The organism is Streptomyces sp. NPDC056503, assembly GCF_042794995.1.
GTDB lineage: Bacteria > Actinomycetota > Actinomycetes > Streptomycetales > Streptomycetaceae > Streptomyces.
Genome location: NZ_JBHTST010000128.1, coordinates 1 through 25,679 on the forward strand (window position 1 = coordinate 1; position 25,679 = coordinate 25,679).

A 25,679-nucleotide genomic window follows, 5' to 3' on the forward strand; every position below is an offset into this window, starting at 1 on the left:
CACCAGCGGTGCGCGCGACGGGGGCCGTTCTGTTTCCGGGGGCTCCGCCGTCAGGCCCGAATTGGTCGAGACCTCTTGTCGTGATCGCCGGGCGCGCCTAACCTCACCGCTGTTGTTGTGCAGCACGAAACGGCCGTTGCGCATGTTGCAACACACGCTCGGAGGGGAACCGCATGAAGCTTCCTGCCCGGATCACCGCCCCCGTCGCCCTGCCGCTCGCCGCCCTCGTCCTGGCCGCCTGCGCGCCCCAGACCTCCGCCCCCGCCGCCGGCGGGGACGAGAAGACCGGCACCCTGCGCGTCTGGCTCTTCCAGGAGGTCGCCAACCAGCCCAAGGAGAAGGTGGTCGACGCGGCCGTCGCCGCCTTCGAGAAGGAGCACCCCGGCGCCGACGTCGAGGTCGAGTACATCCCCGTCGAGACCCGCGCCCAGCGCGTCAAGGCGGCCTTCAACGACCCGAAGTCCGCCCCCGACGTCATCGAGTACGGCAACACCGACACCGCCGGCTACGTCGCGGACGGCGGACTCGCCGACGTCACCGCCGAGTTCACCGCCTGGGACGACGCCGCCGACAGCGACCCCACCGCCAGGGAGTCCGTCACCGTCGGCGGCAAGGTCTACGGCGCCCCGCTCTTCGTCGGCGTCCGCGCCCTCTACTACCGCACCGACGTCTTCCGGGAGCTCGGACTCGCCGCCCCCAAGAGCCAGGACGAGCTCGTCGCGACGGCGAAGAAGATACGCCAGGCCAGGCCCGGGCTGTACGGCATCGCCGTCGGCGGCGCCTACACCTACGGAGCCCTCCCCTTCGTCTGGGCCGCCGGCGGCGACCTCGCCACCAAGGACGGCTCCGGCGCCTACAAGGCGGCCCTGACCGGCGACGCCGCCGTCAAGGGCCTCACCACCTACACCTCGCTCCTCGGCGACGACAACTGCCCCGCCGCCACCTGCGCCCAGATGGGCGGCAACGCCACCGTCACCGCCTTCGCCGCCGGCAAGGCCGGCATGGCCATCGTCGGCGACTTCAGCCACGCCGCCGTCGAGGCCGGCGAGGTGGACGGGAAGTACGCCGTCGTCCCGCTGCCCGGCACCACCCCCGGCTCCATCGCCCCCGCCTTCGCCGGCGGCAACAACGTCGGCGTCCTCAGGTCCACCTCGCACCGCACCCTCGCCGTCGAGCTGATGAAGGAACTCGCGGGCAAGGAGAGCCAGGCCCGGCTGTTCGACGCGATGGGCTTCCTGCCCACCTTCACCGACGTCCGGGCCGACGCCGCCCGGCGCAAGCCCTTCGTGAAGCCCTTCATCGACACCCTCGGCGCCGGCACGAGGTTCGTGCCCGCCACCGCCGCCTGGGGCCGCATCGACTCCTCGCTCGTCGTCCCCACGATGCTCCAGGAGATCGCCAGCGGCCGGAAGGACGTGCGGACCGCCGCCGCCGACGCGGCGAAGAAGATGGACGCGGCCTTCGCCGAGGCGGGCTGAGACGGATGACCGTCACCGCCACCGCGCCGCCCCCGTCCGCGGGCACCGGGAAACCGTCCGCCCGCCGGCCCCGGAGCCGTACGGGCGGGACCCGCACCGGCACCTCGGCCTGGACCCCCTGGCTCTACCTGCTGCCCGCCCTCGCCGTCCTCGGCGCCCTCCTCGTCTACCCCGTCTACCAGCTGGGCCTGATCTCCTTCCTGGAGTACACCCAGGCCCAGGTCAGCGGCGGCGCACCCACCTCCTTCCAGGGCCTCGGCAACTACACCGCGCTCTTCGGCGACCCGCAGTTCCGCCAGGTCCTGCTCGCCACGGTCCTCTTCGCCGCCGCCTGCGTCGCCGGCACCCTCGCCGTCGGCTGCGCCCTGGCGGTCCTCCTCACCCGGGTACGGGCGCTGCCCCGGCTCGCCCTGATGCTCGCCGCGCTCGGCGCCTGGGCCACCCCGGCCGTCACCGGCTCCACCGTCTGGGTCTTCCTCTTCGACGCCGACTTCGGCCCGGTCAACAAGCTCCTCGGCCTCGGCGACCACTCCTGGACCTACGGGCGGTACAGCGCCTTCGCGCTCGTCCTCCTCGAAGTCGTCTGGTGCTCGTTCCCCTTCGTGATGGTCACCGTCTACGCCGGGATCCGGGCCGTCCCCACCGAGGTCCTGGAGGCCGCCGCCCTCGACGGCGCCTCCCAGTGGCGGATCTGGCGGACCGTGACCGCGCCGCTGCTCCGCCCGATCCTGGCCGTCGTCACCATCCAGTCCGTCATCTGGGACTTCAAGGTCTTCACCCAGATCTACGTGATGACCAACGGCGGCGGCATCGCCGGCCAGAACCTGGTCCTCAACGTCTACGCCTACCAGCAGGCCTTCGCCTCCTCCCAGTACAGCCTGGGCGCGGCGATCGGCGTCGTCATGCTGCTGCTCCTGCTCGCCGTGACCCTGGTGTACCTGCGGCTGCTGCGCCGCCAGGGGGAGGAACTGTGACCGCCTTCCGCGTCCCCGGCGCCTTTGGCGTCCGCCGCCCCGGGCGGCTGCTCGCCGAGGCGGCGGCCCTCCTCACCGCCGCCGTCGTCGCCTTCCCGCTGTACTGGATGGTGCTCTCGGCGCTCAAGCCGGCCGGCGAGATCCAGTCCGCCGAGCCGCGGCCCTGGACGCTCTCGCCGTCCCTCGACTCCTTCCGGCGGGTCTTCGAGCAGCAGGACTTCGGCCGCTACTTCCTCAACAGCCTGCTGGTGGCCACGGCGGTCGTGCTCGCCTCCGCCGTCGTCGCCTTCCTCGCGGCGACCGCCGTCACCCGCTTCCGCTTCCGGTTCCGCACCACGATCCTGGTCATGTTCCTGGTGGCGCAGATGGTGCCGGTCGAGGCGCTGACCATCCCGCTCTTCTTCCTCATGCGGGACGCCGGCCTCCTCAACACCCTCGGCTCGCTCGTCCTGCCGCACCTCGCCTTCTCGCTGCCCTTCGCGATCTGGATGCTGCGCGGCTTCGTCCGGGCCGTCCCGGAGGCGCTGGAGGAGCAGGCCAGGATCGACGGCGCGAGCCACGCCCGCTTCCTGTGGACGATCCTCTTCCCGCTGGTCCTGCCCGGGCTCGTGGCCACCAGCGTCTTCTCGTTCATCTCGACCTGGAACGACTTCCTCTTCGCCAAGTCGTTCCTCATCAGCGACACCTCGCAGTCCACCCTCCCGATGGCGCTGCTGGTCTTCTTCAAACCCGACGAGAACGACTGGGGAGGAATCATGGCCGGGTCGACCGTGATGACGATCCCGGTGCTCGTCTTCTTCGTACTCGTACAGCGCCGTCTGGTCTCCGGACTGGGCGGCGCGGTGAAGGACTGACGTGATGGCAGATACGGACCTGATCCCCGCGCCCCTGACGGCCGGCCACCCGGAGGGCCACCTCGCGCTCGGCGCGGCCACCGCCCTCGACGCGGGACCCGGCACCGAGGGCACCGCCCGCTGGCTGCGCTCCGCGCTCGGCGCCGCCACCGGCCTGCCCCTCCCCGACGGCACCGGCCCCGGCGCGGTCCGGCTGCGGATCTCCCCGGAGACGGAGGAGGCCCACGGCCCCGAGGGCTACCGGCTCTCCGTGGCCGCCGACGGCGTCCTCCTCGACGGCGGCGGGCCCGCCGGCCTCTTCTGGGGCGCGCAGACGCTGCGGCAGCTCCTCGGGCCCGACGCGTACCGGCGGGCGCCGCTGCCCGGCCGGACCTGGCGGCTTCCGTACACCGAGGTCGCCGACCGCCCCCGCTTCGGCTGGCGCGGGCTCCTCCTCGACGTGTCCCGGCACTTCACCGCCAAGGAGGACGTGCTGCGGCTGCTCGACCTGATGGCCGCGCACAAGCTGAACGTCTTCCACTTCCACCTCACCGACGACCAGGGCTGGCGGATCGAGATCGAGCGGTACCCGCGCCTCACCGAGGTCGGGTCCTGGCGGGCCCGGTCCAAGCGGGGCCACCGGGCCTCGCCGCTGTGGGACGAGACCCCGCACGGCGGCTTCTACACCCGGGACGACATCCGGGAGATCGTCGCCCACGCCGCCGAGCGGCACATCACCGTCGTCCCGGAGATCGACCTCCCCGGCCACTCGCAGGCCGCCATCGCCGCGTACCCCTGGCTCGGCAACACCGACGTCGTCGACACCGCCGCCCTCGACGTCTGGGACACCTGGGGCGTGAACCCCAACGTCCTCGCCCCCACCGAGGAGGTGCTGCGCTTCTACGAGGGCGTCTTCGAGGAGGTCCTGGAGCTCTTCCCGTCCCCCTTCGTGCACGTCGGCGGCGACGAGTGCCCCAAGGACCAGTGGAAGGAGTCCCCGGCCGCCCAGGCCCGCATCGCGGAACTGGGCGTCGGCGACGAGAACGGGCTCCAGTCCTGGTTCATCCGCCACTTCGACCGCTGGCTCGCCGACCGGGGCCGCCGCCTCATCGGCTGGGACGAGATCCTCGAAGGCGGACTCGCCGACGGCGCGGCCGTCTCCTCCTGGCGCGGCTACGGCGGCGGGATCGCCGCCGCCGAGGCGGGGCACGACGTCGTCATGTGCCCGGAGCAGCAGGTCTACCTCGACCACCGGCAGGACGGCGGCGAGGACGAGCCCGTGCCGATCGGCTTCGTCCGCACCCTGGAGGACGTGTACCGCTTCGAGCCCGTCCCGCCCGGCCTCTCCGAGGCGGCGGCCCGGCACGTCCTCGGCACCCAGGCCAACGTGTGGACCGAGGTGATGGAGAACCGGGCCCGCGTCGACTACCAGGTCTTCCCCCGCCTCGCCGCCTTCGCCGAGGTCGCCTGGTCCGCGCTGCCCGCCCCCGCCGACCGCGACACGGCCGGCTTCCTGCGCCGCATGGAGACCCACTACCGGCGGCTCGACGCCCTCGGCGTCGCCTACCGCCCGCCCACCGGCCCCGCTCCGTGGCAGCGCCGCCCCGGTCTTCTCGGCCGCCCGATCGACGGGCCGCCCCCGATCGTGTGAGCCACCTCGCTTCCCGGGGTCACCCGGGAGCGGCGAAACGGGAGTTACCTTCTCTGTCAGGGCGTCCGGGGCGTCCGGGGCCGTCCACGGACATCCCGGGCGTCCCGGGTGTCCCGGGCGAAGGGCCGCGCGAGGCCCCTCGCTCCGGACGGCTCGGAAGATGTGCCAGAGTTGCCACGTCCGGCCTGTGAGCACGTACGGTACGCCCACACACAGGCGCGCCGTGCGCCCGCTCGCAGGCGCGGCGGCCGGGCACAGTCGGGGACGGACCGGGACAACCGGGAAGGGGCAGCGGGTTGACCACGCACGCACCACAGACGGCGCAGTCCGTGACGCTGCCCGCCTCACTCGACGAGGCGGTCGCCGCGCTGACCGCCATGCCGGCGGCCGTGCCCGTCGCCGGCGGCACCGACCTCATGGCCGCCGTCAACCGCGGTCAGCTCCGCCCGGCCGGACTCGTCGGCCTCAGCCGGATCAACGAGATCCGCGGCTGGCAGTACCAGGACGGCCACGCCCTCCTCGGCGCCGGTCTCACCCACGCCCGCATGGGCCGCCCCGACTTCGCCGCCCTCATCCCGGCCCTCGCCGCCGCCTCCCGCGCGGCCGGACCGCCCCAGATCCGCAACGCCGGCACCCTCGGCGGCAACGTCGTCACCGCCGCCCCCACCGGCGACTCGCTGCCCGTGCTCGCCGCCCTGGAGGCCGACCTCGTCGTCGTCGGCCCGCTCGGCAGCCGCGAGATCCCCGTCTCGCACCTGCTCGCCGGCCGTGACCTCCTCGCCCCCGGCGAACTCGTCGCCTTCGTCCGGGTGCCGCTGCTGCACGCCCCGCAGGTCTTCCTCAAGGCCACCGGACGCACCGGCCCGGCCCGCGCCACCGCCTCCGTCGCCGTCGTCCTCGACCCGGCCCGGCGCGGCGTCCGCTGCGCCGTCGGCGCGGTCGCCCCGATGCCGCTGCGCCCGCTGGAGGCCGAGCGCTGGATCGCGTCCCTGGTCGACTGGGACAACGACCGGGGGCTCGCCCCGGAGGCGCTGACCGCCTTCGGCGAGTACGTGGCCGCCGCCTGCGTCCCCGATCCGCCGGGCGACGAGCAGCTGCCGCCCGCCGTCCTGCACCTGCGGCGCACCGTCGCCACTCTCGCCCGCCGGGCACTGGGGAGGGCCCTGTCGTGAACACCGGCAACAACGAGCCGAACGAGACCGCGGCCCCGGCCGCGCCGGGCGGCTGGGAGCCGATCCCGCAGAGCGAGGGGTACGACGAGGGCGCGACCGCCTTCGTCCACCTGCCGCCGGAGTTCATGCTGGACGGGGTGCCCCTGGAGGCGCCCGGCCACGGCTACACGCCGCCGATGATCGTGCCGCTCCAGCCGCTGGCGCAGCAGCCCGCCGAGGGCGTGGAGTTCTTCGCCCCGGAGCCCGAGCCGCTGCCGCACGGGTACGGGGACGACCGCGCGGGCGCGCCGGTGGCGCGGCCGTACGTGGAGCACGACCCGCACGCGACGGCGGAGTGGAGCTTCGGCGCGACGGGGCAGTGGGAGGCCCCGGCGGCGGAGCTCCGGGAGTTCCCGGCGGAGCCGCTCGCGCCGGAGGCCGTCGAGGCGCCGGTCGACCTGCCTTCGGACGTGCCGCTCGACGCACCTCTCGACGTGCCGCTCGACACTCCGCTCGACGCCCCCCTCGACGCCCTGCGGAACGTGCTTCCCGGCGTGCCCGAGCCCGTCTCGTACGAGCAGGCCCCGCCGACCCTGCCGGGCGGCGCCCCGGCGCCGTGGGCGGTGCCGGAGGCCGTGGCGGAGCCCGTCCCCGTCGAGGAGCCCGTCCCCGTCGAGGAGCCCGTCCCCGTCGAGGAGCCCGTCGCCGTCGGAGAGCCGGAGCCGGAGCACGCGCCGGAGGCGCCCGAGGGCGGGCCGGACGCGCCGGTGCCCTCGTACACCTCCGTCGACAGCGACGAGCACCCGCACACCTCCTACGTCCTGCGGGTCAACGGCGCCGACCGGCCCGTCACCGACTCCTGGATCGGCGAGTCGCTGCTCTACGTGCTCCGCGAGCGGCTCGGGCTCGCCGGGGCCAAGGACGGCTGCTCGCAGGGCGAGTGCGGGGCGTGCAACGTCCAGGTGGACGGGCGGCTCGTGGCCTCCTGCCTGGTGCCGGCCGCGACCGCCGCCGGGAGCGAGGTGAAGACGGTCGAGGGGCTCGCCGTGGACGGCGAGCCGTCCGACGTGCAGCGGGCGCTCTCCCGCTGCGGCACCGTCCAGTGCGGCTTCTGCATCCCCGGCATGTGCATGACCGTGCACGACCTGCTGGAAGGCAACCACGCCCCCACCGAGCTGGAGGCCCGCCAGGCCCTCGCCGGCAACCTCTGCCGCTGCTCCGGCTACCGGGGCGTGCTCCAGGCCGTCGAGGACGTCGTCGCCGAGCGCACCGCCACCGCGGCCGAGCACGCCACCGCGGGCGAGGACGACGCCTCCGCCCGCATCCCGCACCAGCACGACGGAGGCAGGGCGTGAGCAGCGACGCGACGACCGCCATTCCCACGCTCCCCTTCGCGGAGGCCGCCGGGGCCGCCCCGGAGCCCGAGACCCCGCTCCACGGGCTCGGCGCCTCCCTCCCGCAGGCCGACGCCCGCGCGAAGGCCGAGGGCACCTTCCCGTACGCCTCCGACCTCTGGGCCGAGGGCCTGCTGTGGGCCGCGATCCTGCGCTCCCCGCACGCCCACGCCCGGATCGTCTCGATCGACACCTCCGCCGCCGAGGCCATGCCCGGCGTACGGGCCGTGGTGACCGCCGCCGACGTGCCCGGCGCGGCCACCTACGGCCGGCGCGTCGCCGACCGCCCCGTCTTCGCCGACGGACTGGTCCGGCACCACGGCGAGGCCATCGCCGCCATCGCCGCCGACCACCCCGACACCGCCCGGCTCGCCACCGCCGCCGTCCTCGTCGAGTACGAGCTCCTGGAGCCCGTCACCGACCCGGAGAAGGCCTTCGCCGCCGAAGCCCTCCACCCCGACGGCAACCTGATCCGGCACATCCCGCTCGGCTTCGGCGACCCCGAGGCCACCGGCGAGGTCGTCGTCGAGGGCCTCTACCGCGTCGGCCGCCAGGACCCGGCCCCCATCGGCGCCGAGGCCGGACTCGCCGTGCCCCGCCCCGACGGCGGCGTCGAGCTCTACACCGCCTCCACCGACCCGCACACCGACCGCGACCTCGCCGCCGCCTGCTTCGGCCTCACCCCCGACCAGGTCAAGGTCGTCGTCACCGGCGTGCCCGGCGCCACCGGCGACCGCGACGACCCCGGCTTCCAGATCCCGCTCGGCCTGCTCGCGCTGCGCACCGGCTGCCCGGTGAAGCTCACCGCCACCCGCGAGGAGTCCTTCCTCGGCCACGCCCACCGCCACCCCACCCTGCTGCGCTACCGCCACCACGCCGACGCCGAGGGCCGGCTGGTGAAGGTCGAGGCGCAGATCCTCCTCGACGCCGGGGCCTACGCCGACTCCTCCTCGGAGTCGCTGGCCGCCGCCGTCGCCTTCGCCTGCGGCCCGTACGTCGTCCCGCACGCCTTCGTCGAGGGCTGGGCGGTCCGCACCAACAACCCGCCCTCCGGCCACGTCCGCGGCGAGGGCGCGATGCAGGTGTGCGCCGCGTACGAGGCGCAGATGGACAAGCTCGCGGGCCGGATCGGCATCGACCCGGCCGAGCTGCGCATGCGGAACGTGCTGGCCACCGGCGACCTGCTGCCCACCGGCCAGACCGTCACCTGCCCGGCGCCCGTCGCCGAACTCCTCGCCGCCGTACGGGACTTCCCGCTGCCCGCCCTCCCCAAGGACACCCCCGAGGAGGAGTGGCTGCTGCCCGGCGGCCCCGAGGGCGCCGGCGAACCCGGCGCGGTGCGGCGGGGCGTGGGCTACGCGCTCGGCATGGTGCACATGCTCGGCGCCGAGGGCACCGACGAGGTCTCCACCGCCACCGTCCGCGTCCTGGACGGCGTCGCCACCGTCATCTGCTCGGCGGTGGACACCGGTTCGGGCTTCTCCACCCTCGCCCGCCAGATCGTCCAGGAGACCCTCGGCATCGACGAGGTGCACGTCGCCCCCGTCGACACCGACCAGCCCCCGGCCGGCGCCGCCACCCACGGCCGCCACACCTGGGTCTCCGGCGGCGCCGTCGAACGCGCCGCCAAGATGGTCCGCACCCAGCTCCTCCAGCCGCTGGCCCACAAGTTCGGCATGTCGACGGAGCTGCTCCAGATCAGCGACGGCAAGATCACCTCCTACGACGGCGTCCTGTCGACCACCGTCGCCGAGGAGATGGACGGCAAGGAGCTGTGGGCCACCGCCCAGTGCCGCCCGCACCCCACCGAGCCGCTCGACGAGTCCGGGCAGGGCGACGCCTTCGTCGGCCTCGCCTTCTGCGCGATCCGCGCGGTCGTCGACGTCGACATCGAACTCGGCGCCGTCCGGGTGGTGGAGATGGCCGTCGCCCAGGACGTCGGCCGGATCCTCAACCCCGCCCAGCTCGCCACCCGCATCGAGGCGGGCGTCACCCAGGGCGTCGGCGCGGCCCTCACCGAGAACCTGCGCACCGCCCGCGGTTTGGTCCGCCACCCCGACCTCACCGGCTACGCCCTGCCGACCTCGCTGGACGCCCCGGACATCCGGATCGTGAAGCTCGTGGAGGAGCGGGACGTCGTCGCCCCCTTCGGGGCGAAGCCGGCGAGCGCCGTCCCCGTCGTCACCTCGCCCGCGGCGGTGGCGGCGGCGGTCCGGGCCGCGACCGGCCGGCCGGTCAACCGGCTGCCGATCCGTCCGCAGGCGGCGGTGGCGGCGACCCCCTGACCGCCCGGGTCAGGCCGTGGGCATCGCCACGATTCTGCCCCTGCTGAGGAGGAAGACCCGGTTCCCCGCGGCGGCCACCGCCCACGGGCCCGGGTTCTCCCGCTCGTAGGTCCAGACGCGGTCCTTCCCGGACTTCGAGAGCGCCGAGACGCCCGCCTCGGTGTGATTGCCCTCGACCACCCAGATCCAGTCGCCCTGCGCCACCGGCTGCTGGAACGACGAGTAGGGGCTGACCAGGGAGACGATCCACAGGTCGGTCCGCGAACCGTCCTTCAGGTACCGGTACGCCAGCCCGCCGCTGGTCACCGTCAGGCCGTCCGGATCGAGCGCCGGCGGCCCCCAGTCGCCGTACCCCTTCTCCGCCCAGCGGCGCTCGCCGTCCGCGAGGGCGAGCGCGGTGAGCGCCTCGCCGCCGACGTAGACGGTGTCGCCCTCGATCGCCGGCCGGAGCGCCCTGGACGCCTTGCCCCGCACGCTCCAGGCCACCCGGCCGTCCGCCGTGTCCAGGACGGTGAGGTCGCCGTTCGTGCCGGAGAGGACCAGCCGGCCGGGCCCGACGGCGGCGAGCGGCACGGTCGCGCCCGCCGGGTCCTCGGCCGACTCCACCGTCCAGCGGATCCGGCGCCCGGCCGTGTCCACCGCCCTCAGCCCGCCCCCCGAGGTGAGGAAGTAGACGCCCTCGGGGGCGGCGGCGAGCAGCAGGGCGGCCTCCGCGTCCTCCACCGCCCACGTCTCCACGCCGGTGGAAGCGTTCCGCACGGAGAGCCGCCCCGAGGCGTCGGCGCACGCGAACTCATCCTCGTTCACCGCCAGTTGACCCGCCCGCGCGGCGAGTCCCGGGTGCGTCCACTTGGCCGTGCCGTCGACCACCCGCAGCGCGGTCAGCCCACCGTCCCGGGCCGCGAAGACCACCACGTCGCGCAGGACCACCGGCGTCGGCAGCGGACCCGACGCGGCGGCCTCCACCGGACCCCACAGCGGCTTCGGCAGGATCCCGGCACTCGTGCCCGCCACGAGCGCCGCGTCCGGCGCGTCGCCCGCCGCCGGCGGCTCCGCCCCCTTCCGGCCGGCCAGCCACCAGGCCGTCCCACCGCCCCCGGCCAGCAGCAGAGCCCCGCCCGCGCCCCAGGCGGCGAGGAACCGCCGCCGGGTCGGCGCGCCCGGCCCCGACCCGTCCTGGACGGGCACCACGGTGGCCGCGGTGAGCCGCCGGATCTCCGCCTCCCGGCCCTTCGCCTCCTCGTGCAGCGGCCCCCGGCGCCACACCTCCCGCGCCTTCCGGCCCCCGGAGCCCTCCGGGGCGAAGGCGCGGGCGATCTGCTCCGGCGTCGGGCGCTGCGCCGGATCGGGCCGGAAGCAGGGCGCGACGAGAGGGTGCAGCACCGGCGACAGCCCGCCGAGCTCCGGCTGTCCGTGGACGACCGCGTACTGCACGGCCGCCACGTGCGGCCCGTCGTAGGCGCGCCGGCCGGTGGCCGCGTACACGAGCACGGCCCCCAGCGAGAACACGTCGGCGGCGCCCGTCACCCGCCGCCCGAGGGCCTGCTCGGGCGCGCCGTAGCCCGGAGTGACCGGGATCTGGCCGGTGGTGGTGAGGGTGAGGCCGTGCTCGGGGCGGGCGATGCCGAAGTCGATCAGCCGCGGCCCGTCGGCGGTGAGCACGATGTTGGCCGGCTTGACGTCCCGGTGGACCAGCCCGGCCGCGTGGACGTCCCGGAGCGTCTCGCCGAGCGCCGCCGCCAGGAGCCGTACCGCCGGCTCGTCGAGGGGGCCGTACCGGGCGACGGCCTCTTCGAGGGTGGGCCCGGACAGGAACTCCGTGGCGATCCACGGCCGTCCGCCCTCCACCTCCGCGCCCAGGACCCGCGCCACGCCCCGGCTCTGGACGGCCCGCGCGGTGTGCGCCTCACGGACGAACCGCCGGGCGAGGTCCTGGTCGTGGGCGAGTTCGGGGCGCAGCACCTTGACGGCGGCGGGCCGGCCGTCCCGCCCGGCCGCCAGGTACACCTTGCCCATGCCGCCCTCGCCCAGCACGCCGACGAGTCGGTACGGCCCGAGCCGGAGGGGGTCGCCGAAGCCGAGGGGGTTCACTGGTCGGTCACGTCCTGTCGGGGAGCCGGGGGTGGCGTGGGCGTCGGGTTCAGGTGGTCCGGTTCAGCGGGAGCGCGACGAGGGCATCGGATCCGATGCCGAACATCCGCTGCCGCCCGGGGAGTTCGACGAGGTGGTCGGCCTCCGTCTGGTAGACCCAGGACCGGCGCCGGGTCTTCAGGTCCACCGCGGCGAGACCGAGGCGGGTGCGGTAGAAGAGATGCCCGGGGCCCACGGCGAGGTACTGCCCGGAGGGGTACTCCGGCGCGTTGTCCTGCGGGGCCCGCTCCGACCACAGCTTCTTCCCCGAGCCGGCCGCGACGGCGTGCGCGCCGGTCTCCGACACGGCGTAGAGGGTCCCGTCGCGGAGCGCGGGAGCGCAGTACTCGTCGCCCTCGGGGCCCCGCAGCCGCCACGCCTCCTTCCCGTCGGCCAGCCGGTACGCGACGAGGTCGGGGCCGCCGACGTAGACGTGGGTGTCGTCCAGGCAGGGCTGCTCGGACGCCCGGCCGACGGTCCGCTTCCACCGGACGGCGCCGGTGCGGGTGTCGCGGACGACGAGCAGCGGCGGGGCGAAGTCCTGCGTGTCGGCCGGACGTTCGAAGGCGACGAGCCGGTCGCCGCGGAGCGCGGCGCCGATGAACGGCGGCGTGTCCTTCCCCGGGTCGGCCGGCCGGGTGCGCCACAGCTCGCGGCCCGTGCGGACGTCGACGGCCGCGATCGCCGCCTCGCCGAAGTCGGCACGGGTGCCGGTGGCGCCCGCGAGGTACACGATCCCGTCGGCGGCGCAGGCGAGCTGGGTCGTGGCCATGTTGGCGTTGAGGCCCCGGACCCGGACGCCGGGCTGCCGGAGGGCGTACCGGTCGGCGTCGAGGGTGTGGACGGCCAGCTCGTGGTGGTCGGCCTCCGGCTTCCGGGGGACGGCGTACACCTCGCGCCCGTCGGTGGCGAGCGCCCGCCAGACCGTGTCGACCGTGCAGACGCCCGTCGTCTCGCCCGAGCCGACGTCGGTGAAGGCGACGCCGAGCCCGGCGAGGACCACGATCCGGTCGCCCGCGACCAGCGGGAAACCGCGCTCCGCCGTCTCCTTGGGGAGTGCCATGCGCGTGTTCCAGAGCGAGTCCGGCGCGTCGCCGAGCAGCGGCGCCTTCGGCAGCTGGGCGCCGGTGGGCCGCGCCGTGTCCCGGGTCGCCCAGAACGCGGCGCCCGCGCCCGCGGCGGCCAGCCCGGCGAGGCCGCCGCCGAGCGCGAGGAAACGGCGCCGGGAGGGAGCGGGGCGGGTCCGCCCGGAGACCTCGGTCCGCGCGTACGGGTCCTCCTCGGGCGCCGGAAGGCGCTCGGGGTGCGACAGCCACACGTCGGTGGCGCGGCGGGCGATGTCGGCGAGCACGACGGGCGGCAGGTGGTCCGCGAACTCGCCCCGCCCGTCGTGGAGCCGGCTGGTGAGCGCGGCCGTGGTGGGGCGGGCCGCCGGATCCTTCGCCAGGCAGGCGGAGAGCAGCGGCAGCAGCGCGGGCGGGAGGCCGGTCAGGTCGGGCTCGGCGTAGCGGACCCGGTACAGCAGGTCGGCGGGGGCGCCGGTGCCGAAGGGTCCGTGGCCGGTGGCGGCGAAGAGCAGCACCCCGGCGAGGGCGAACACGTCGCCGGCCGGGGTGTGTTCGAGGCCGCCCGCCTGCTCCGGCGACATGTACGCGGGGGTGCCGGCCGCCGCCCCGGTGCGGGTCATCCGGTCGTCGCCGGCCGCGCGGGCGATGCCGAAGTCGATGATCTTCGGGCCGTACGCGGTGACCAGGACGTTCGAGGGCTTCAGGTCCCGGTGCACCACGTCCGAGGCGTGCAGCCGCCCGAGCGCCCCGGCGAGCGCGGCGCCCAGCGCCCGGACGGTCGGCTCGGGCAGCGGCCCGCCGAGCCGCACCGCCCGGTCGAGCGGCGGCCCGAGCACGTACTCGGTCGCCAGCCAGGGCGTCTCGGCCAGCGGATCGGCGTCGACGACGGCCGCGCCGTGCCGCCCGCCGATGATCCGCGCCGCGTCCGTCTCCAGCCGGAACCGCCCCCGGAACACCGGGTCGGCGGCGAGCCGCGCGTGCAGCGTCTTCAGCGCGACGATCCGGCCGCCGGGGGAGCGGCCGAGGTAGACCGTGCCCATGCCGCCGGAACCGAGGCGGGCGAGCAGCCGGTACGTACCGATCGCGGCGGGATCGTCGTGGGCGAGGGGCGACAGCATGGGCTTCAGGTCCGTCGGGGGTCGTGCGGGTGGGCGGCGGGCGAGGTCGGAAGGGCGGCGAACCGGCGGGCGTCGGCGACTTCCGCCCCGGGTGCCTCCACCGGTGCCTCCACCAGCGCCTTCACCGATGCCTTCGCCGGTATCCCCACCGGTGTCCCCACCGGTGCCTCCACCGGCGTCTCCACCGGCGTCTCCGCGGCGAGGAGTTCGGCGGACTGGCGGGCGAGGGCGGCCACCACCCGGCCGGGCAGCCAGCCGGGCACGAGCAGGGAGGCGGCGGAGTTCAGGACGGTCCCGTGCGGGTTCGGCGGCGCCAGCGCGGGGAGCAGGGCGGCGGCGGTGGGGCGGTCCGCGGGGTCGCGGGTGAGGCAGGAGAGGATCACCGGGCGCAGGGCGGGCGGGAGTTCGGCGCCCTCCGGGACGGTGTGGCCGGTGGCGGCGTACGCGAGGACCGCGCCGAGCGCGAAGACGTCACCCGGCGGCCGGGGCCGCCCGCCGGCGGCCTGCTCGGGGGCGAGCGCACCCGGGTCGAGCCCGGGAAGCCCGGTCCGCGGAACGCCCTCGGGCCCGGCGGCCCGGACGGCGCCGTGACAGGTGAGACGGGGACCGTCGGCGGTCAGCAGGACGGCGGCGGGGGAGATCCCGGCGTGGGTGAGCCCCTGCGCGTGCGCGGCGGCGAGCCCCTCGGCCAGCGCCGAGCCGATCGCCCGCACGGTCGCCTCGGGCAGCGGCCCGCCGTGCACGGCGAGCGCCACGGGCAGCGGCAGCGCGGGCCGGAACGGCGAGGCGTACCAGCCCTGCCGCTCCCCGGCCCCGGACACGTGCCCCACCGGCTCGAACCAGGGCGCGGGCAGCCGTCGCGCCTCCTCGGCCTCGGCGGCGAACGCGGCGGGATCGCCCCCGGCCGGCACCACGCTCAGCAGCACCGTCTCCCCGTCGCCCCCGCGCGCGACGAACCGCCGGCAGGGGAGGGCGGGGGAACGCGGCGGATCGAGCCGGGTGATCAGCCGGTACGGACCGATGCGCCCGGACGCCCCGGGAACGGCGGCCTCCTGCGCGCGTGCCGTCTCCACCTGTGCGTCCCCCCGCTGTTCCCGCTGTCCGTCCCGCCTCCCGTGACGACGGGGGCGGGACGAGCCTACCGAGGCGGCGCGGCGGGCCCGCCGTCAGTCCTCCGCGATCTCCACCCGCGAGGTCAGCTGGGAGGCGACGACCACGGCCGCCCGCGTGAGGAGCGCGGCCGACAGGATCGTCCCCCAGCCCTCGACGTGCATCGCCGAGATCTTCGGCGCCAGCCAGGACAGCAGCCACCAGATCAGCGCGTCCTGCAGGAACCCCAGCCCTCCGAACACGACGAGCATCCGGGCCGGCACCCGCCCCGAGGGCCCGATGAACACCAGCTGGGTGAGGACGACCATCACCAACGTCGTGACCATCAGCGAGAGGAGCGCGTCGACCGGCTCCGCCCCCATGGTGATCCCGGGAAGCAGCCCCCCGGCCAGGCCGACACCCACGAGGATGCCCAGTCTGCGTCTGCCCTGCTCGTTCATGCGGCGGACTGTGGCACATCCCCGCGGGCCTGTGAAGGCCGTGCGTGGAGAGGGAGAAGTGGAGACCGTGGCGGGATTCGAACCCGCGTCACTCGCTTTGCAGACGAGCCCCTGAACCACTCGGGCACACGGTCGTGTCGGTGTGGCGACACGAAGGAATCTACGGGCCGGGCGGAAGGGGCTCAAGGGGATGGCGGGGTGTGCCACGGGACTGCAATACGGCCGCCACACGCCGTTCACGGGAGGCGCGGACGGGGGCACCTGACGGACTGGCCGAGGGCCTGCGTGGCCGATAGCGAACGTGAACGCGTGGGCAGGATCGGTTCGCCCGCTGCTCGGGAGGGGTAGTGGTGGTGGCCGTGCGTGGCGCGTTCTCGACGCGTACGTCTGTGCAGGGCCGTGTGCGGGCGTAAAGTCCGGCCTCTCGGTCGTGACGGAGGCGCCGAGTGGCGGCCTCGTGGTGTTCCTGGGGGGAAACGTGTCGTTCGAGGACGAGTGGGCCGCGGCGAAGAGCGCCGCTTCGGGCCGCGCCGGCATGCGGCTGAACCAGGCGCCGACCGATCCGGGGAACGGGGGTCCGAGCGCCGACCTCGCCGTGCGGGAGGACCACCTCGGCGCGATCGGCCACGCCGCCTACGCGCTGCACGGCCGGCTCGCGAAGGACGGGAACCACGCGCGCATGGACAGCCACGAGGCGGTGACCGCGCTCTCCGCCCACCACTTCCGTACGGGAGCGGCCCTGGCCACCGTCCAGGAGACCTGGGGCTTCCAGCTCCGCACCCTGCTGCACGCGGTCGCGCACATTTCCAACCACCTCGACTACAGCGTGGCCTCCCACGCGAAGGACGACGCGGAGATCGGCACCTCCCTGACCGTGTCCAAGATCGACGAGTACTTCAAGTAGGCGGGGAGCGGACGGACCGTGCTGACTTTCGACGACGTGAACCGGGCTCCGCTCGGCCGCATGAAGGACGCGGCGGACCGCTGGTCCGAGATGAAGCGCAAGCTGGACGAACTCGCCGAGGACGCCCGCCGGACGATGGTCGATCAGACCAGGGCGGAGGACTGGCGGGGCCTGAACGCCGAGGTGACGAAGCCGTTCATCGACAAGACCGCCAAGGAGTTCGCGGACGCGGCGAAAGCGGCGGACGGCATCCACAAGGTCCTTGAGGACGGGTACCGGACCTTCAAGAAGGCCAAGGACGAGCTGACGAAGCTCGTCGAGACCGACGCGCCGACCCAGGGGCTCCTGGTGAGGCCCGACGGCACCGTCGTGGCCCGCGACCCGGTCGGGGAGGACGCCGCCGCCCGCCGCGACCCGGACTTCGCCCTGGTCCTCCGCAAGGAACAGGCCCAGATCAAGGCCCTGAAGGCGCGCATCGCCGCCGTCGTCGAACGCTGCGACGACGCCGACGTGTCCTGCGCGAACGCGCTGCGCGCCAACATCACCGGCGACGCGCACGACTTCAGCGCCCCGAAGTACGCGAGCCTCGACGCGGAGGAGGCCGACCGGGCCGTCGAACTGGCCCGGAAGGGCCGGAACCTCACGCACGCGGAGCTGGAACGGCTCAACGAACTCCTCGCCGACAACCAGAAGGCCGGAGAGTTCTCCCGCGCCTTCTACGACCGGCTCGGCACCAAGGGCGCGCTGGAGTTCTTCGGCGAACTTGCGGCCGACACCGGCGGGCAGGGCTCGGAGAAGCGGGACGAGGAGCGCCTGGCGGACGTCCGGGCCCTCCAGAAGAACCTCGGCCTCAACCTCGCGAACGCCACGCGCGGCGACGACGGGTGGGCCAAGGAGTGGTCCGCGGAGATGCGGAAGCTCGGCACCGAACGCGTCCCGCTCCCCTCCCGCCCCGACGGCACCGGCCCCTACGGCTACCAGCTCCTCGGCGGCATCCTGCGCTACGGCGACTACCACCCGAAGTTCCTCGTCCCGATCGCCGAGCACGTCACCCAGCTCCACGCCAAGGAACCGGACCTCTTCAAGCCCGACCGCACCCTGCTGGGCCCCCGCCCCCAGGGCACGTACAACCCCTCCGGCACCAACGGCCACGGCTACGACCCGGTGATCCCGATCCTGGAGGCGCTGGGGCACAGCCCGGACGCGGCGAAGGAGTTCTTCTCGGCCAAACCGACGTCCTACGAACGGGACGGGAGCGTGGGCGGGACGCTGGACCTGGGGAAGGACAAGGACGGCAACGCCTTCGACAAATACCTCGCCCTCTTCACCGACGAGAAGTACGCGTCCTTCACGGACCACGTCACGGGTGACGATGCCTCGAAGGCCAAGGACTACATGCCGGACGCGCTGGGGCACGCGCTGGAGGCGGCGACGCTCGGTCATGCCTGGGACGATCCGCGTCCTGGGCTCCACAGGGACGAGACGACGGCCGAGATCATGAAGGATGTCGTGGAGAAGTACGGCGGCGACGCCAAGTTCGTCAAGGAGCACCATTCGGCCCTGGCCGACAGCCTGGGCAACATGGGCGCCGGATACATCGACGATCTCAGCTGGGCTCTGAGCGACAACAACGTGGAATCCGCCTACGCACCGGACGTCGAAGGCAAGTCCCTGAAGGACGCCGCCGATATCGATTCGCTCCATCCGAAGTTCGGCGTGTCAGGGGCTGTCGAATTCCTGAGCGTCCTGGGGCAGCATCCCGACGCGTACGCGTCGATGTCCACGGCGGACCGGCTCTACACCGTGAGCATGCTGGAGGCCCAGATCGGCGCCGACGGGAGGATCGACGAGGCAGGAGCCCGGGAGGTCGCGCGCACCGGGGCCCATCTTCAGGGGGTGCTGGACGAGTCCCGTGGGAAGCAGATCGAGGCCGAGGGCGAGAAGGCCATCGAGGACTACGAGAAGGCGCAGGAGGAGAAGGGCGCGTGGGTGGAGCTGGGGGCGGCGACCGCCATCGCGGCGGGCGTCGCCTTCGTGCCGCCCGTCGCCGCGACGGCGGGTGCCGCAGCCATCCTTGTCCCGCTAGCCGTCGACACGGCCTCCGGCGCCATGGAGACGCTGGCGGGGGTGGTCGTCGGGGACTGGTCCGAGAAGTCCGTCGAGGAGTACAAGGACGCCACGGAGGACAAGGTCGGCGAGGACCGGAAGGAGGTCTACGGGGCCGGCCGGCACAGCGCCGAATCTCCGATGGAGAACTTCGCCAGGGAGCACGGGCCCCAGGTGAGCGGCGGCCTCAGACAGGACCTCATCGAGGCTGTGGACATCGGCTACGCCAAGGGCAACTCGCTCGTCGGACAGATCGGCAATGGACCGGAGACGGGGTGATCATGTGAGGCTGCCGGGTACTTCCGCAAGGAGGGCACTGAAGGGTGCCGTCTTCGGGTTGGCCGTGTGCCTCCTCGCCACCGCGTGCGGTGGGGACGAGGAACCGGAGCCGGAGCGTGTCACGGCTGCGGAGCAGTGTGATGACACGCTGTCGCCGGAGGCGGCCCGCGCCTTGGAGGTTGTGCTGGGGACGGAGAAGTTCTCGCACGATCCGAGAGGTGGGCTGGAGCGGAGTGTGGACGGACTGGCCGAGGACTACGCGAAGGCCGAACGGAGGCCGCCGTCGCATTCCCTGTGCCGCGCCAGTCGCCCGGGCGTGCACGAGGTCGCCATCGGTTTCCGGCTCTACCGGGACGACGACCTGCTGGGAGACGGCCGCTACGCGGGGATCCATCCGTATGACATGGGCGTGGAGGCGCATGCCGGGCCGGAGAGGGCGTATCTCTTCGTCAGGTGTGTCAGCCCTCGGCTCAAGGGGTCCGACAGTCGCAACGCTCGCATCAAGGGGACGCTCACCTACAACTGGTCCAAGCTTCCCGACACCGTCCCCGTCCGTGAGGCCACCCTCACCGTCCTGCACTCCGTGACCCTCGCGGTGGTTCGGAAGCTCGGTTGTGAGAACGACGCCGGGTTGACCGAGAAGCCCGTTTTCAAGCCGAAGCCCGAGTAAGTAGGGAGGACCGCCGTGGGGTGGGTGCTGAAGGGTGTCGTCTTCGGGCTGGGCGTGTGTCTCCTCGCCACCGCGTGTGGCGGGGAGGAGGAACCGGAGCCGGAGCGTGTCACGGCCGAGCAGCAGTGTGATGACACGCTGTCGCCGGCCGCTGCCCGCGCCCTGGAGACAGTGTTGAGCACGAGGAGATTCGACGATGCCCCGACGGGTGGACTGAAGCGGAGCACGGACGAGCTGGCTGCGGATTACCCCAAGTCCGGGGGGTGGACGCAGAGGCGCTCCCTATGTCGTGCGAGTCCTTCCGAGAGCTCGGACGAGGTCACCATCGACTTCCGCTACTACAGAGACATCCACCTCCCCGGGGGCCAGCACGCGGCGAATCTTCATCCGTACGGCATGGGGGTGGAAGCGCTGTCCGGGCCGGATAAGGCCTATCTCTTCGTCAGATGCGCCAGCCTTCAGCTACAGGGGTCGGACAAGCGCCCCGCCCGCATCAAGGGGACGCTCACCTACAACAAGTCCAAGCTCCCCGACACCGTTCCGGTCCGTGAGGCGACCCTCACCGTCCTGCACTCCGTGACCCTCGCGGTGGTCCGGAAGCTCGGCTGTGAGAACGACGCGGGGCTGACCGAGAAGCCCGTTTTCAAGCCGAGGTCCGAGGCGGGGGCGTAGGACCAAAGGGGGAAGGGCGCATCCGACCCGCGACAGGGGTCACCTGGGGATACGGCCCTTACCCTGAGGGGATGAGCGCCCTTGAACCCCGTGAGGCCGGCACCGACGCCGGGCCCGTAGCCGCCGTCGACGTACCCCGAGGCTCCGTCCTGGACGCGGCCCACCGCGCGCTCAGCATCGGCATCGTCTCCGTCGTCCTGCTCATCGCCTTCGAGGCGACCGCCGTCGGTACCGCCATGCCGGTCGCCGCGCGGGAGCTGGACGGCATATCCGTGTACGCCTTCGCGTTCTCCGCGTACTTCACGACCAGTCTCTTCGGGATGGTCGTGGCGGGGCAGTGGTCCGACCGGAACGGGCCGCTGGTGCCGCTGACGGCGGGGATCAGCTCCTTCGCGGCGGGGCTGCTGCTGTCGGGGACGGCGGGCGCGATGTGGGTGTTCGTCCTCGGGCGGGCCGTGCAGGGGCTGGGCGGCGGGCTGGTGATCGTCGCGCTGTACGTGGTGGTCAGCCGGGCGTACGCGGAGCACCTGCGGCCCGCGATCATGGCGGCCTTCGCCGCGAGCTGGGTGGTGCCGTCGGTGGTGGGTCCGCTCGCCTCCGGGACGATCACCGAGCACCTGGGGTGGCGGTGGGTCTTCGTCGGGATCCCCGTGCTCGTCGTGCTGCCGCTGGCGCTCGCGCTGCCGGCGATCCGGCGGACCGCCTCCGGGCCCGCCGACCCGTCGGCGCCCGTGGCGCCCTGGGACCGGCGGCGGATCCTGCTGGCGCTGGCGATCTCGGCGGGCGCGGGGCTGCTCCAGTACGCGGGGCAGGAGCTGCGCTGGCTGTCGCTGCTGCCCGCCGCCGCGGGCGTGGTGCTGCTCGTGCCGGCCGTGCGGGGGCTGCTGCCGCGCGGCACGGTGCGGGCGGCGCGTGGACTGCCGGCCGTGGTGCTGCTGCGCGGGGTGGCCGCCGGGTCCTTCGTCGCGGCGGAGTCGTTCGTGCCGCTGATGCTCGTCACCCAGCGCGGGCTCAGCCCGACCCTCGCCGGGCTCTCGCTGGCCCTCGGCGGCCTGACCTGGGCGCTCGGCTCCTGGATCCAGTCGCGGCCGTGGACGGAGCCGTACCGGGAGCGGCTGGTGGTGTCCGGGATGCTGCTGGTCGCCCTTGCCATCGCCGCCGCGCCGAGCGTGCTGCTGCCGGGGGTTCCGGTGTGGGTGGTCGCGGCCGCCTGGGCCTTCGGCTGTCTCGGCATGGGCGTGGTGATCGCCTCGACGAGCGTGCTGCTGATGAAGCTCTCCCCGCCGGCGGAGGCCGGGGCGAACTCCGCCGCCCTCCAGATCTCCGACGGCCTCTCCAACGTCCTGCTGCTCGCGGCGGGCGGCGCGGCCTTCGCCGCCCTCGGCGGCGGCGCGGTCGGCCACGCGGTGGCCTCCACCGCTTCCGAGGCCTCCCATCCGGGCGCCTTCGCGGTCGTCTTCCTGCCGATGGCGGGCGTGGCGGCGGCGGGGGCGTGGGTGGCGACGCGGCTGCGGGAGGCGCCGAAAGCCCGATGACACCGGGTGGTACCGCGCGGTACCGTGAGGTATGGCCGGTCTCAATGTCAGGTTCACCGATGAAGAGCTCGACGCGCTCCGCCAGCGGGCGGAGGCGGAGGGCCGCAGCATGCAGTCCTTCGCCCACGACGCCGTGATCCGGGCCGTGCACGAGCACGCACGCCTCTTCGACGAGGCGGCCGAGCACGTGCTGAAGGCCAGCGGGGAGCTGAACCGGAGGCTCGCGTGACGTACTACCTCACCCTCCCCCAGCTGCTGGACCTCGCGGCCAGGCTCGGGGCGGACGAGGTGCGGGACTACGGCCTGCTCGACTCGGCCCTGGCGCGCCCGCAGTCCAGCGTGTTCGGCCAGGACGCCTACCCCGACGTGTGGCAGAAGGCCGCCGCGCTCATGGAATCGCTGGCCCGCAACCACGGCCTCGTGGACGGCAACAAGCGCATCGCCTGGTACGCGACCTGGGTTTTCCTCCACCTGAACGGGCACCCGCTCGACGCGGACTTCGACGTGGACGAGGCCGAGGCGTTCGTCTTCGACGTCTGCCAGGGGGCGCTCGACGTCCCCAAGATCGCCGCGCAGCTCCCGAGGTTCGCGCGCTGACCGGCGGGACCGGGTACGGCGCGTGACACCGGCGGACCGGGCGCGGCGTGCGCTGACCGGCGGGACCGGGCGCGGCACACGCTGACCGGCGGGGCCGGGCGCGGCGCGTGACACCGACGGAACCGGACACGGCGCGTGACACCGGCGTGAGGTGGGTCGCAAAGGGCGAGTCCCCGCGCCGTTCCGATCGAGGTTCACGCCGCCCCGCCGGTAAGGTGGCCCGGTTGTCATATCTGGACGAGCGTCTGGACGAGCGTCGAACCGTGACCGGAGATCGTGACTACCACCACCGCCACCTCCTCTCATCACCTCTCTCCCGCCTTCCCCGGCCGTGCTCCCTGGGGCACCGCCAACAAGCTGCGAGCCTGGCAGCAGGGCGCGATGGAGAAGTACCTCCAGGAACAGCCCCGTGACTTCCTCGCGGTCGCCACGCCCGGCGCCGGCAAGACCACCTTCGCCCTGACCCTCGCGTCCTGGCTGCTGCACCACCACGTCGTGCAGCAGATCACGGTCGTCGCCCCCACCGAGCACCTGAAGAAGCAGTGGGCGGCGGCCGCGGCGCGGATAGGGATCAAGCTGGACCCGGAGTACAGCGCCGGGCCGCTCAGCAAGGAGTACGACGGCGTCGCCCTCACCTACGCCGGCGTCGGCGTACGGCCCATGCTCCACCGCAACCGCTGCGAGCAGCGCAAGACCCTCGTCATCCTCGACGAGATCCACCACGCCGGTGACTCGAAGTCCTGGGGCGAGGCCTGCCTGGAGGCCTTCGATCCGGCCGCCCGCCGGCTCGCCCTCACCGGCACGCCCTTCCGCTCCGACACCAACCCGATCCCCTTCGTGACGTACGAGGAGGGGAACGACGGCATCCGGCGCTCCTCCGCCGACTACACCTACGGATACGGGAACGCCCTCGGCGACGGTGTCGTCCGGCCGGTCATCTTCCTCTCCTACAGCGGCAACATGCGCTGGCGCACCAAGGCCGGCGACGAGATCGCCGCCCGGCTCGGCGAGCCGATGACCAAGGACGCCGTCTCGCAGGCCTGGCGCACCGCGCTCGACCCGCGCGGCGACTGGATGCCGAACGTGCTGCGCGCCGCCGACCAGCGCCTCACCGAGGTGCGGAAGTCCATTCCGGACGCCGGCGGTCTCGTCATCGCCTCCGACCAGGACTCGGCCCGCTCGTACGCCAAGCTGATCCGCGAGATCACCGGCACCAAGGCGACCCTCGTCCTCTCGGACGAGACCGCCTCCTCGGACCGCATCGACGAGTTCAGCGAGTCCACCGACCGCTGGATGGTCGCGGTCCGCATGGTGTCCGAGGGCGTCGACGTGCCCCGCCTCGCCGTGGGCGTGTACGCGACGACGATCTCGACCCCGCTGTTCTTCGCGCAGGCCGTCGGCCGCTTCGTGCGATCGCGCAGGCGCGGCGAGACGGCCTCCGTGTTCCTTCCCACCATCCCCAGCCTCCTCGGCTTCGCCAGCGAGATGGAGGTCGAGCGCGACCACGTGCTCGACAAGCCGAAGAAGGAGGGCGAGGAGGACCCGTACGCCGAGTCCGAGAAGGAGCTCGCCGAGGCGGAGAAGCAGCAGGACGAGGACACCGGCGAGCAGGACATGCTGCCCTTCGAGGCGCTGGAGTCCGACGCCGTCTTCGACCGCGTGCTCTACAACGCCGCCGAGTTCGGCATGCAGGCCCACCCCGGCAGCGAGGAGGAGCAGGACTACCTCGGCATCCCCGGCCTCCTCGAACCCGACCAGGTGCAGCTCCTCCTCCAGAAGCGGCAGGCCCGGCAGATCGCGCACAGCCGCAGGAAGCCGGACACCGAGGCCGACCTCCTCGAACTCCCCGCCGAGCGGCGGCCCGTCGTTTCCCACAAGGAGCTGCTCGAACTGCGGAAGCAGCTCAACACCATGGTCGGCGCGTACGTCCACCAGAGCGGCAAGCCGCACGGCGTGATCCACACCGAGCTGCGCCGGGTCTGCGGCGGTCCGCCGAGCGCGGAGGCCACGGCCGGCCAGATCCGCGAGCGGATCAAGAAGGTCCAGGAGTGGGCGACCCGGATGCGGTGACCCGGATGCGGTGACCCCGGGTTCCCGGCAGGGGAGAGGCCCGTACGACGACGGTCGTACGGGCCTCTCCGCCGTCCCGCGCGAAGCGGTACGGCACCGGGGCCGGCCCCCACGGACGGCCGTCCGGCACCCTCCACGCTACGGGCACGACATAGCCGTTCTTGTCAGCCAAAGTCCCGAGGAGGGCCGACGAAGGTCCTGAACCGTCCGCATCCGGTCGCCCGCGCCCGGATTCTGGACGAGGTCTTCCGCTGAGCGGAGCGGGTCGCTACTGTCCCGGCACAAAGCAACCGCCCCGTGGCAGCGCCGCCGCGGAGCGCAGCCGGTGTACCCCTTCCTGCCGGCGGCCTCTGACGTGCGTCGCCGACGGGACCGGCGCCGCGACCCCCGTGGGAGCCGCCGCCACTCACTTTCCGAAGGAGAGGGCGTCGTGACCGCGGAGACCTCCCAGACGCTCGACCGGGGACTCAGAGTCCTCAAACTGCTCGCCGACACCGACCACGGCCTGACCGTCACCGAGTTGTCCAACAAACTCGGCGTCAACCGGACCGTGGTCTACCGTCTGCTCGCCACCCTGGAGCAGCACGCCCTCGTCCGCCGCGACCTCGGCGGCCGGGCCCGCGTCGGCCTCGGCGTGCTGCGCCTCGGCCGGCAGGTCCATCCGCTGGTGCGGGAGGCGGCCCTGCCCGCCCTGCGCTCGCTCGCCGAGGACATCGGCGCGACCGCGCACCTGACGCTCGTCGACGGGGCGGAGGCGCTTGCCGTCGCCGTCGTCGAGCCCACCTGGACCGACTACCACGTCGCCTACCGGGCCGGCTTCCGCCACCCGCTGGACCGCGGCGCGGCCGGCCGCGCCATCCTCGCCGCCCGCCAGGGCACCCTCATAGAACCCGGCTTCACCCTCACCCACGGCGAACTGGAAGCGGGCGCGAGCGGCGCGGCGGCCCCGCTCGTCGGAGTGACCGGCGTGGAGGGCAGCGTCGGCGTCGTCATGCTGGCGGACGCCGTGCCGGAGCGCGTCGGCCCCCGGGTCGTCGACGCGGCCCGGGAGGTGGCGGACGCGCTGCGCTAGCCCGCGGCTCGGAGCACGGTCGAAGGGGCACCCCCCGGAGGGCGGGTGCCCCCTACCCCTCCAGGCCCGGGCCGACAGGCCCCGACCAGCCCGGGACCGGCCCGGGTCGGGCGCGGGGCAGGCGTAAGGTGCCCGGGGCCCCC

At 73.9% G+C, this 25,679-nt stretch carries 20 protein-coding genes and 1 tRNA gene; 16 read left to right on the plus strand and 5 right to left on the minus strand.

The genetic code is table 11. From position 1 onward, the window contains the following. Positions 1-173 precede the first annotated feature (173 nt). The 7 genes from ACFQ8C_RS29330 (at position 174) to ACFQ8C_RS29360 (ending at position 9,766) form a co-directional block, all read left to right on the plus strand. Positions 174-1,478: an extracellular solute-binding protein gene (locus tag ACFQ8C_RS29330; protein ID WP_383463052.1), complete on the plus strand. Its 1,305-nt coding sequence runs from the start codon at positions 174-176 to the stop codon at positions 1,476-1,478. A 5-nt stretch (positions 1,479-1,483) separates the two neighbouring features. Beyond that, positions 1,484-2,452, plus strand: coding sequence for a carbohydrate ABC transporter permease (locus ACFQ8C_RS29335; protein ID WP_383463055.1), 969 nt, complete (start codon positions 1,484-1,486; stop codon positions 2,450-2,452). Then, positions 2,449-3,306, plus strand: coding sequence for a carbohydrate ABC transporter permease (locus tag ACFQ8C_RS29340; protein ID WP_383463057.1), 858 nt, complete (start codon positions 2,449-2,451; stop codon positions 3,304-3,306). Before ACFQ8C_RS29335 ends, ACFQ8C_RS29340 begins: the two co-directional genes overlap by 4 nt. A gap of 4 nt (positions 3,307-3,310) precedes the next feature. Then, positions 3,311-4,936: a beta-N-acetylhexosaminidase gene (locus ACFQ8C_RS29345; RefSeq protein ID WP_383463060.1), complete on the plus strand. Its 1,626-nt coding sequence runs from the start codon at positions 3,311-3,313 to the stop codon at positions 4,934-4,936. A 296-nt stretch (positions 4,937-5,232) separates the two neighbouring features. Next, positions 5,233-6,108: a xanthine dehydrogenase family protein subunit M gene (locus tag ACFQ8C_RS29350; RefSeq protein WP_043227513.1), complete on the plus strand. Its 876-nt coding sequence runs from the start codon at positions 5,233-5,235 to the stop codon at positions 6,106-6,108. Next, positions 6,105-7,442: a 2Fe-2S iron-sulfur cluster-binding protein gene (locus tag ACFQ8C_RS29355; RefSeq protein WP_383463063.1), complete on the plus strand. Its 1,338-nt coding sequence runs from the start codon at positions 6,105-6,107 to the stop codon at positions 7,440-7,442. Before ACFQ8C_RS29350 ends, ACFQ8C_RS29355 begins: the two co-directional genes overlap by 4 nt. After that, positions 7,439-9,766 carry a xanthine dehydrogenase family protein molybdopterin-binding subunit gene (locus ACFQ8C_RS29360; RefSeq protein WP_383463066.1) on the plus strand — a complete coding sequence of 776 codons (2,328 nt, stop codon included), beginning with the start codon at positions 7,439-7,441 and terminating at the stop codon, positions 9,764-9,766. Before ACFQ8C_RS29355 ends, ACFQ8C_RS29360 begins: the two co-directional genes overlap by 4 nt. Before the next feature lie 9 nt (positions 9,767-9,775). Here the strand turns inward: ACFQ8C_RS29360 and ACFQ8C_RS29365 are convergent, their stop codons facing one another. From ACFQ8C_RS29365 to ACFQ8C_RS29385, 5 genes are all read right to left on the minus strand, one after another. Continuing rightward, positions 9,776-11,857, minus strand: coding sequence for a protein kinase (locus ACFQ8C_RS29365; protein ID WP_383463068.1), 2,082 nt, complete (start codon positions 11,855-11,857; stop codon positions 9,776-9,778). A 49-nt stretch (positions 11,858-11,906) separates the two neighbouring features. Then, the gene (locus ACFQ8C_RS29370; protein ID WP_383463071.1) at positions 11,907-14,081 is read right to left on the minus strand and encodes a PQQ-binding-like beta-propeller repeat protein; all 2,175 of its coding nucleotides are present in this window, start codon (positions 14,079-14,081) and stop codon (positions 11,907-11,909) included. A gap of 5 nt (positions 14,082-14,086) precedes the next feature. Then, on the minus strand, positions 14,087-15,154 hold the full coding sequence (locus tag ACFQ8C_RS29375) for a serine/threonine protein kinase (RefSeq protein WP_383463073.1): 1,068 nt from the start codon (positions 15,152-15,154) through the stop codon (positions 14,087-14,089). 93 nt (positions 15,155-15,247) lie between these two features. Continuing rightward, positions 15,248-15,631 carry a hypothetical protein gene (locus ACFQ8C_RS29380; RefSeq protein WP_383463075.1) on the minus strand — a complete coding sequence of 128 codons (384 nt, stop codon included), beginning with the start codon at positions 15,629-15,631 and terminating at the stop codon, positions 15,248-15,250. 59 nt (positions 15,632-15,690) lie between these two features. Beyond that, a tRNA-Cys gene (locus ACFQ8C_RS29385) sits at positions 15,691-15,765 on the minus strand. Between the two features lie 344 nt (positions 15,766-16,109). On the opposite strand from ACFQ8C_RS29385, the gene ACFQ8C_RS29390 reads away from it, so the two are divergent. The 9 genes from ACFQ8C_RS29390 (at position 16,110) to ACFQ8C_RS29430 (ending at position 25,536) form a co-directional block, all read left to right on the plus strand. Then, positions 16,110-16,535 (plus strand): hypothetical protein, encoded by a 426-nt coding sequence (locus ACFQ8C_RS29390; RefSeq protein ID WP_383463078.1) that lies wholly within the window; start codon positions 16,110-16,112, stop codon positions 16,533-16,535. An 18-nt stretch (positions 16,536-16,553) separates the two neighbouring features. Then, entirely contained in the window at positions 16,554-18,920 is a 2,367-nt protein-coding gene (locus ACFQ8C_RS29395; protein ID WP_383463081.1) for a hypothetical protein, read from the plus strand. Beyond that, positions 18,901-19,590 carry a hypothetical protein gene (locus ACFQ8C_RS29400; RefSeq protein ID WP_383463084.1) on the plus strand — a complete coding sequence of 230 codons (690 nt, stop codon included), beginning with the start codon at positions 18,901-18,903 and terminating at the stop codon, positions 19,588-19,590. The genes ACFQ8C_RS29395 and ACFQ8C_RS29400 overlap by 20 nt, the downstream gene beginning before the upstream one ends. 15 nt (positions 19,591-19,605) lie before the next feature. Beyond that, a complete protein-coding gene (locus tag ACFQ8C_RS29405) occupies positions 19,606-20,262 on the plus strand; it encodes a hypothetical protein (protein WP_383463087.1) in 657 nt (218 codons plus the stop codon). A 71-nt stretch (positions 20,263-20,333) separates the two neighbouring features. Beyond that, positions 20,334-21,797 carry an MFS transporter gene (locus ACFQ8C_RS29410; RefSeq protein WP_383463090.1) on the plus strand — a complete coding sequence of 488 codons (1,464 nt, stop codon included), beginning with the start codon at positions 20,334-20,336 and terminating at the stop codon, positions 21,795-21,797. A 31-nt stretch (positions 21,798-21,828) separates the two neighbouring features. After that, positions 21,829-22,026 carry an Arc family DNA-binding protein gene (locus ACFQ8C_RS29415; protein WP_383463093.1) on the plus strand — a complete coding sequence of 66 codons (198 nt, stop codon included), beginning with the start codon at positions 21,829-21,831 and terminating at the stop codon, positions 22,024-22,026. Then, complete coding sequence (locus tag ACFQ8C_RS29420; protein ID WP_383463095.1) at positions 22,023-22,394, plus strand: type II toxin-antitoxin system death-on-curing family toxin; 372 nt, start codon at positions 22,023-22,025, stop codon at positions 22,392-22,394. The genes ACFQ8C_RS29415 and ACFQ8C_RS29420 overlap by 4 nt, the downstream gene beginning before the upstream one ends. Positions 22,395-22,670: 276 nt before the next feature. After that, on the plus strand, positions 22,671-24,464 hold the full coding sequence (locus ACFQ8C_RS29425) for a DEAD/DEAH box helicase (protein WP_383463098.1): 1,794 nt from the start codon (positions 22,671-22,673) through the stop codon (positions 24,462-24,464). A 430-nt stretch (positions 24,465-24,894) separates the two neighbouring features. Further along, the gene (locus ACFQ8C_RS29430) at positions 24,895-25,536 is read left to right on the plus strand and encodes an IclR family transcriptional regulator (protein ID WP_030753286.1); all 642 of its coding nucleotides are present in this window, start codon (positions 24,895-24,897) and stop codon (positions 25,534-25,536) included. The last annotated feature ends 143 nt before the right edge of the window (positions 25,537-25,679 follow it).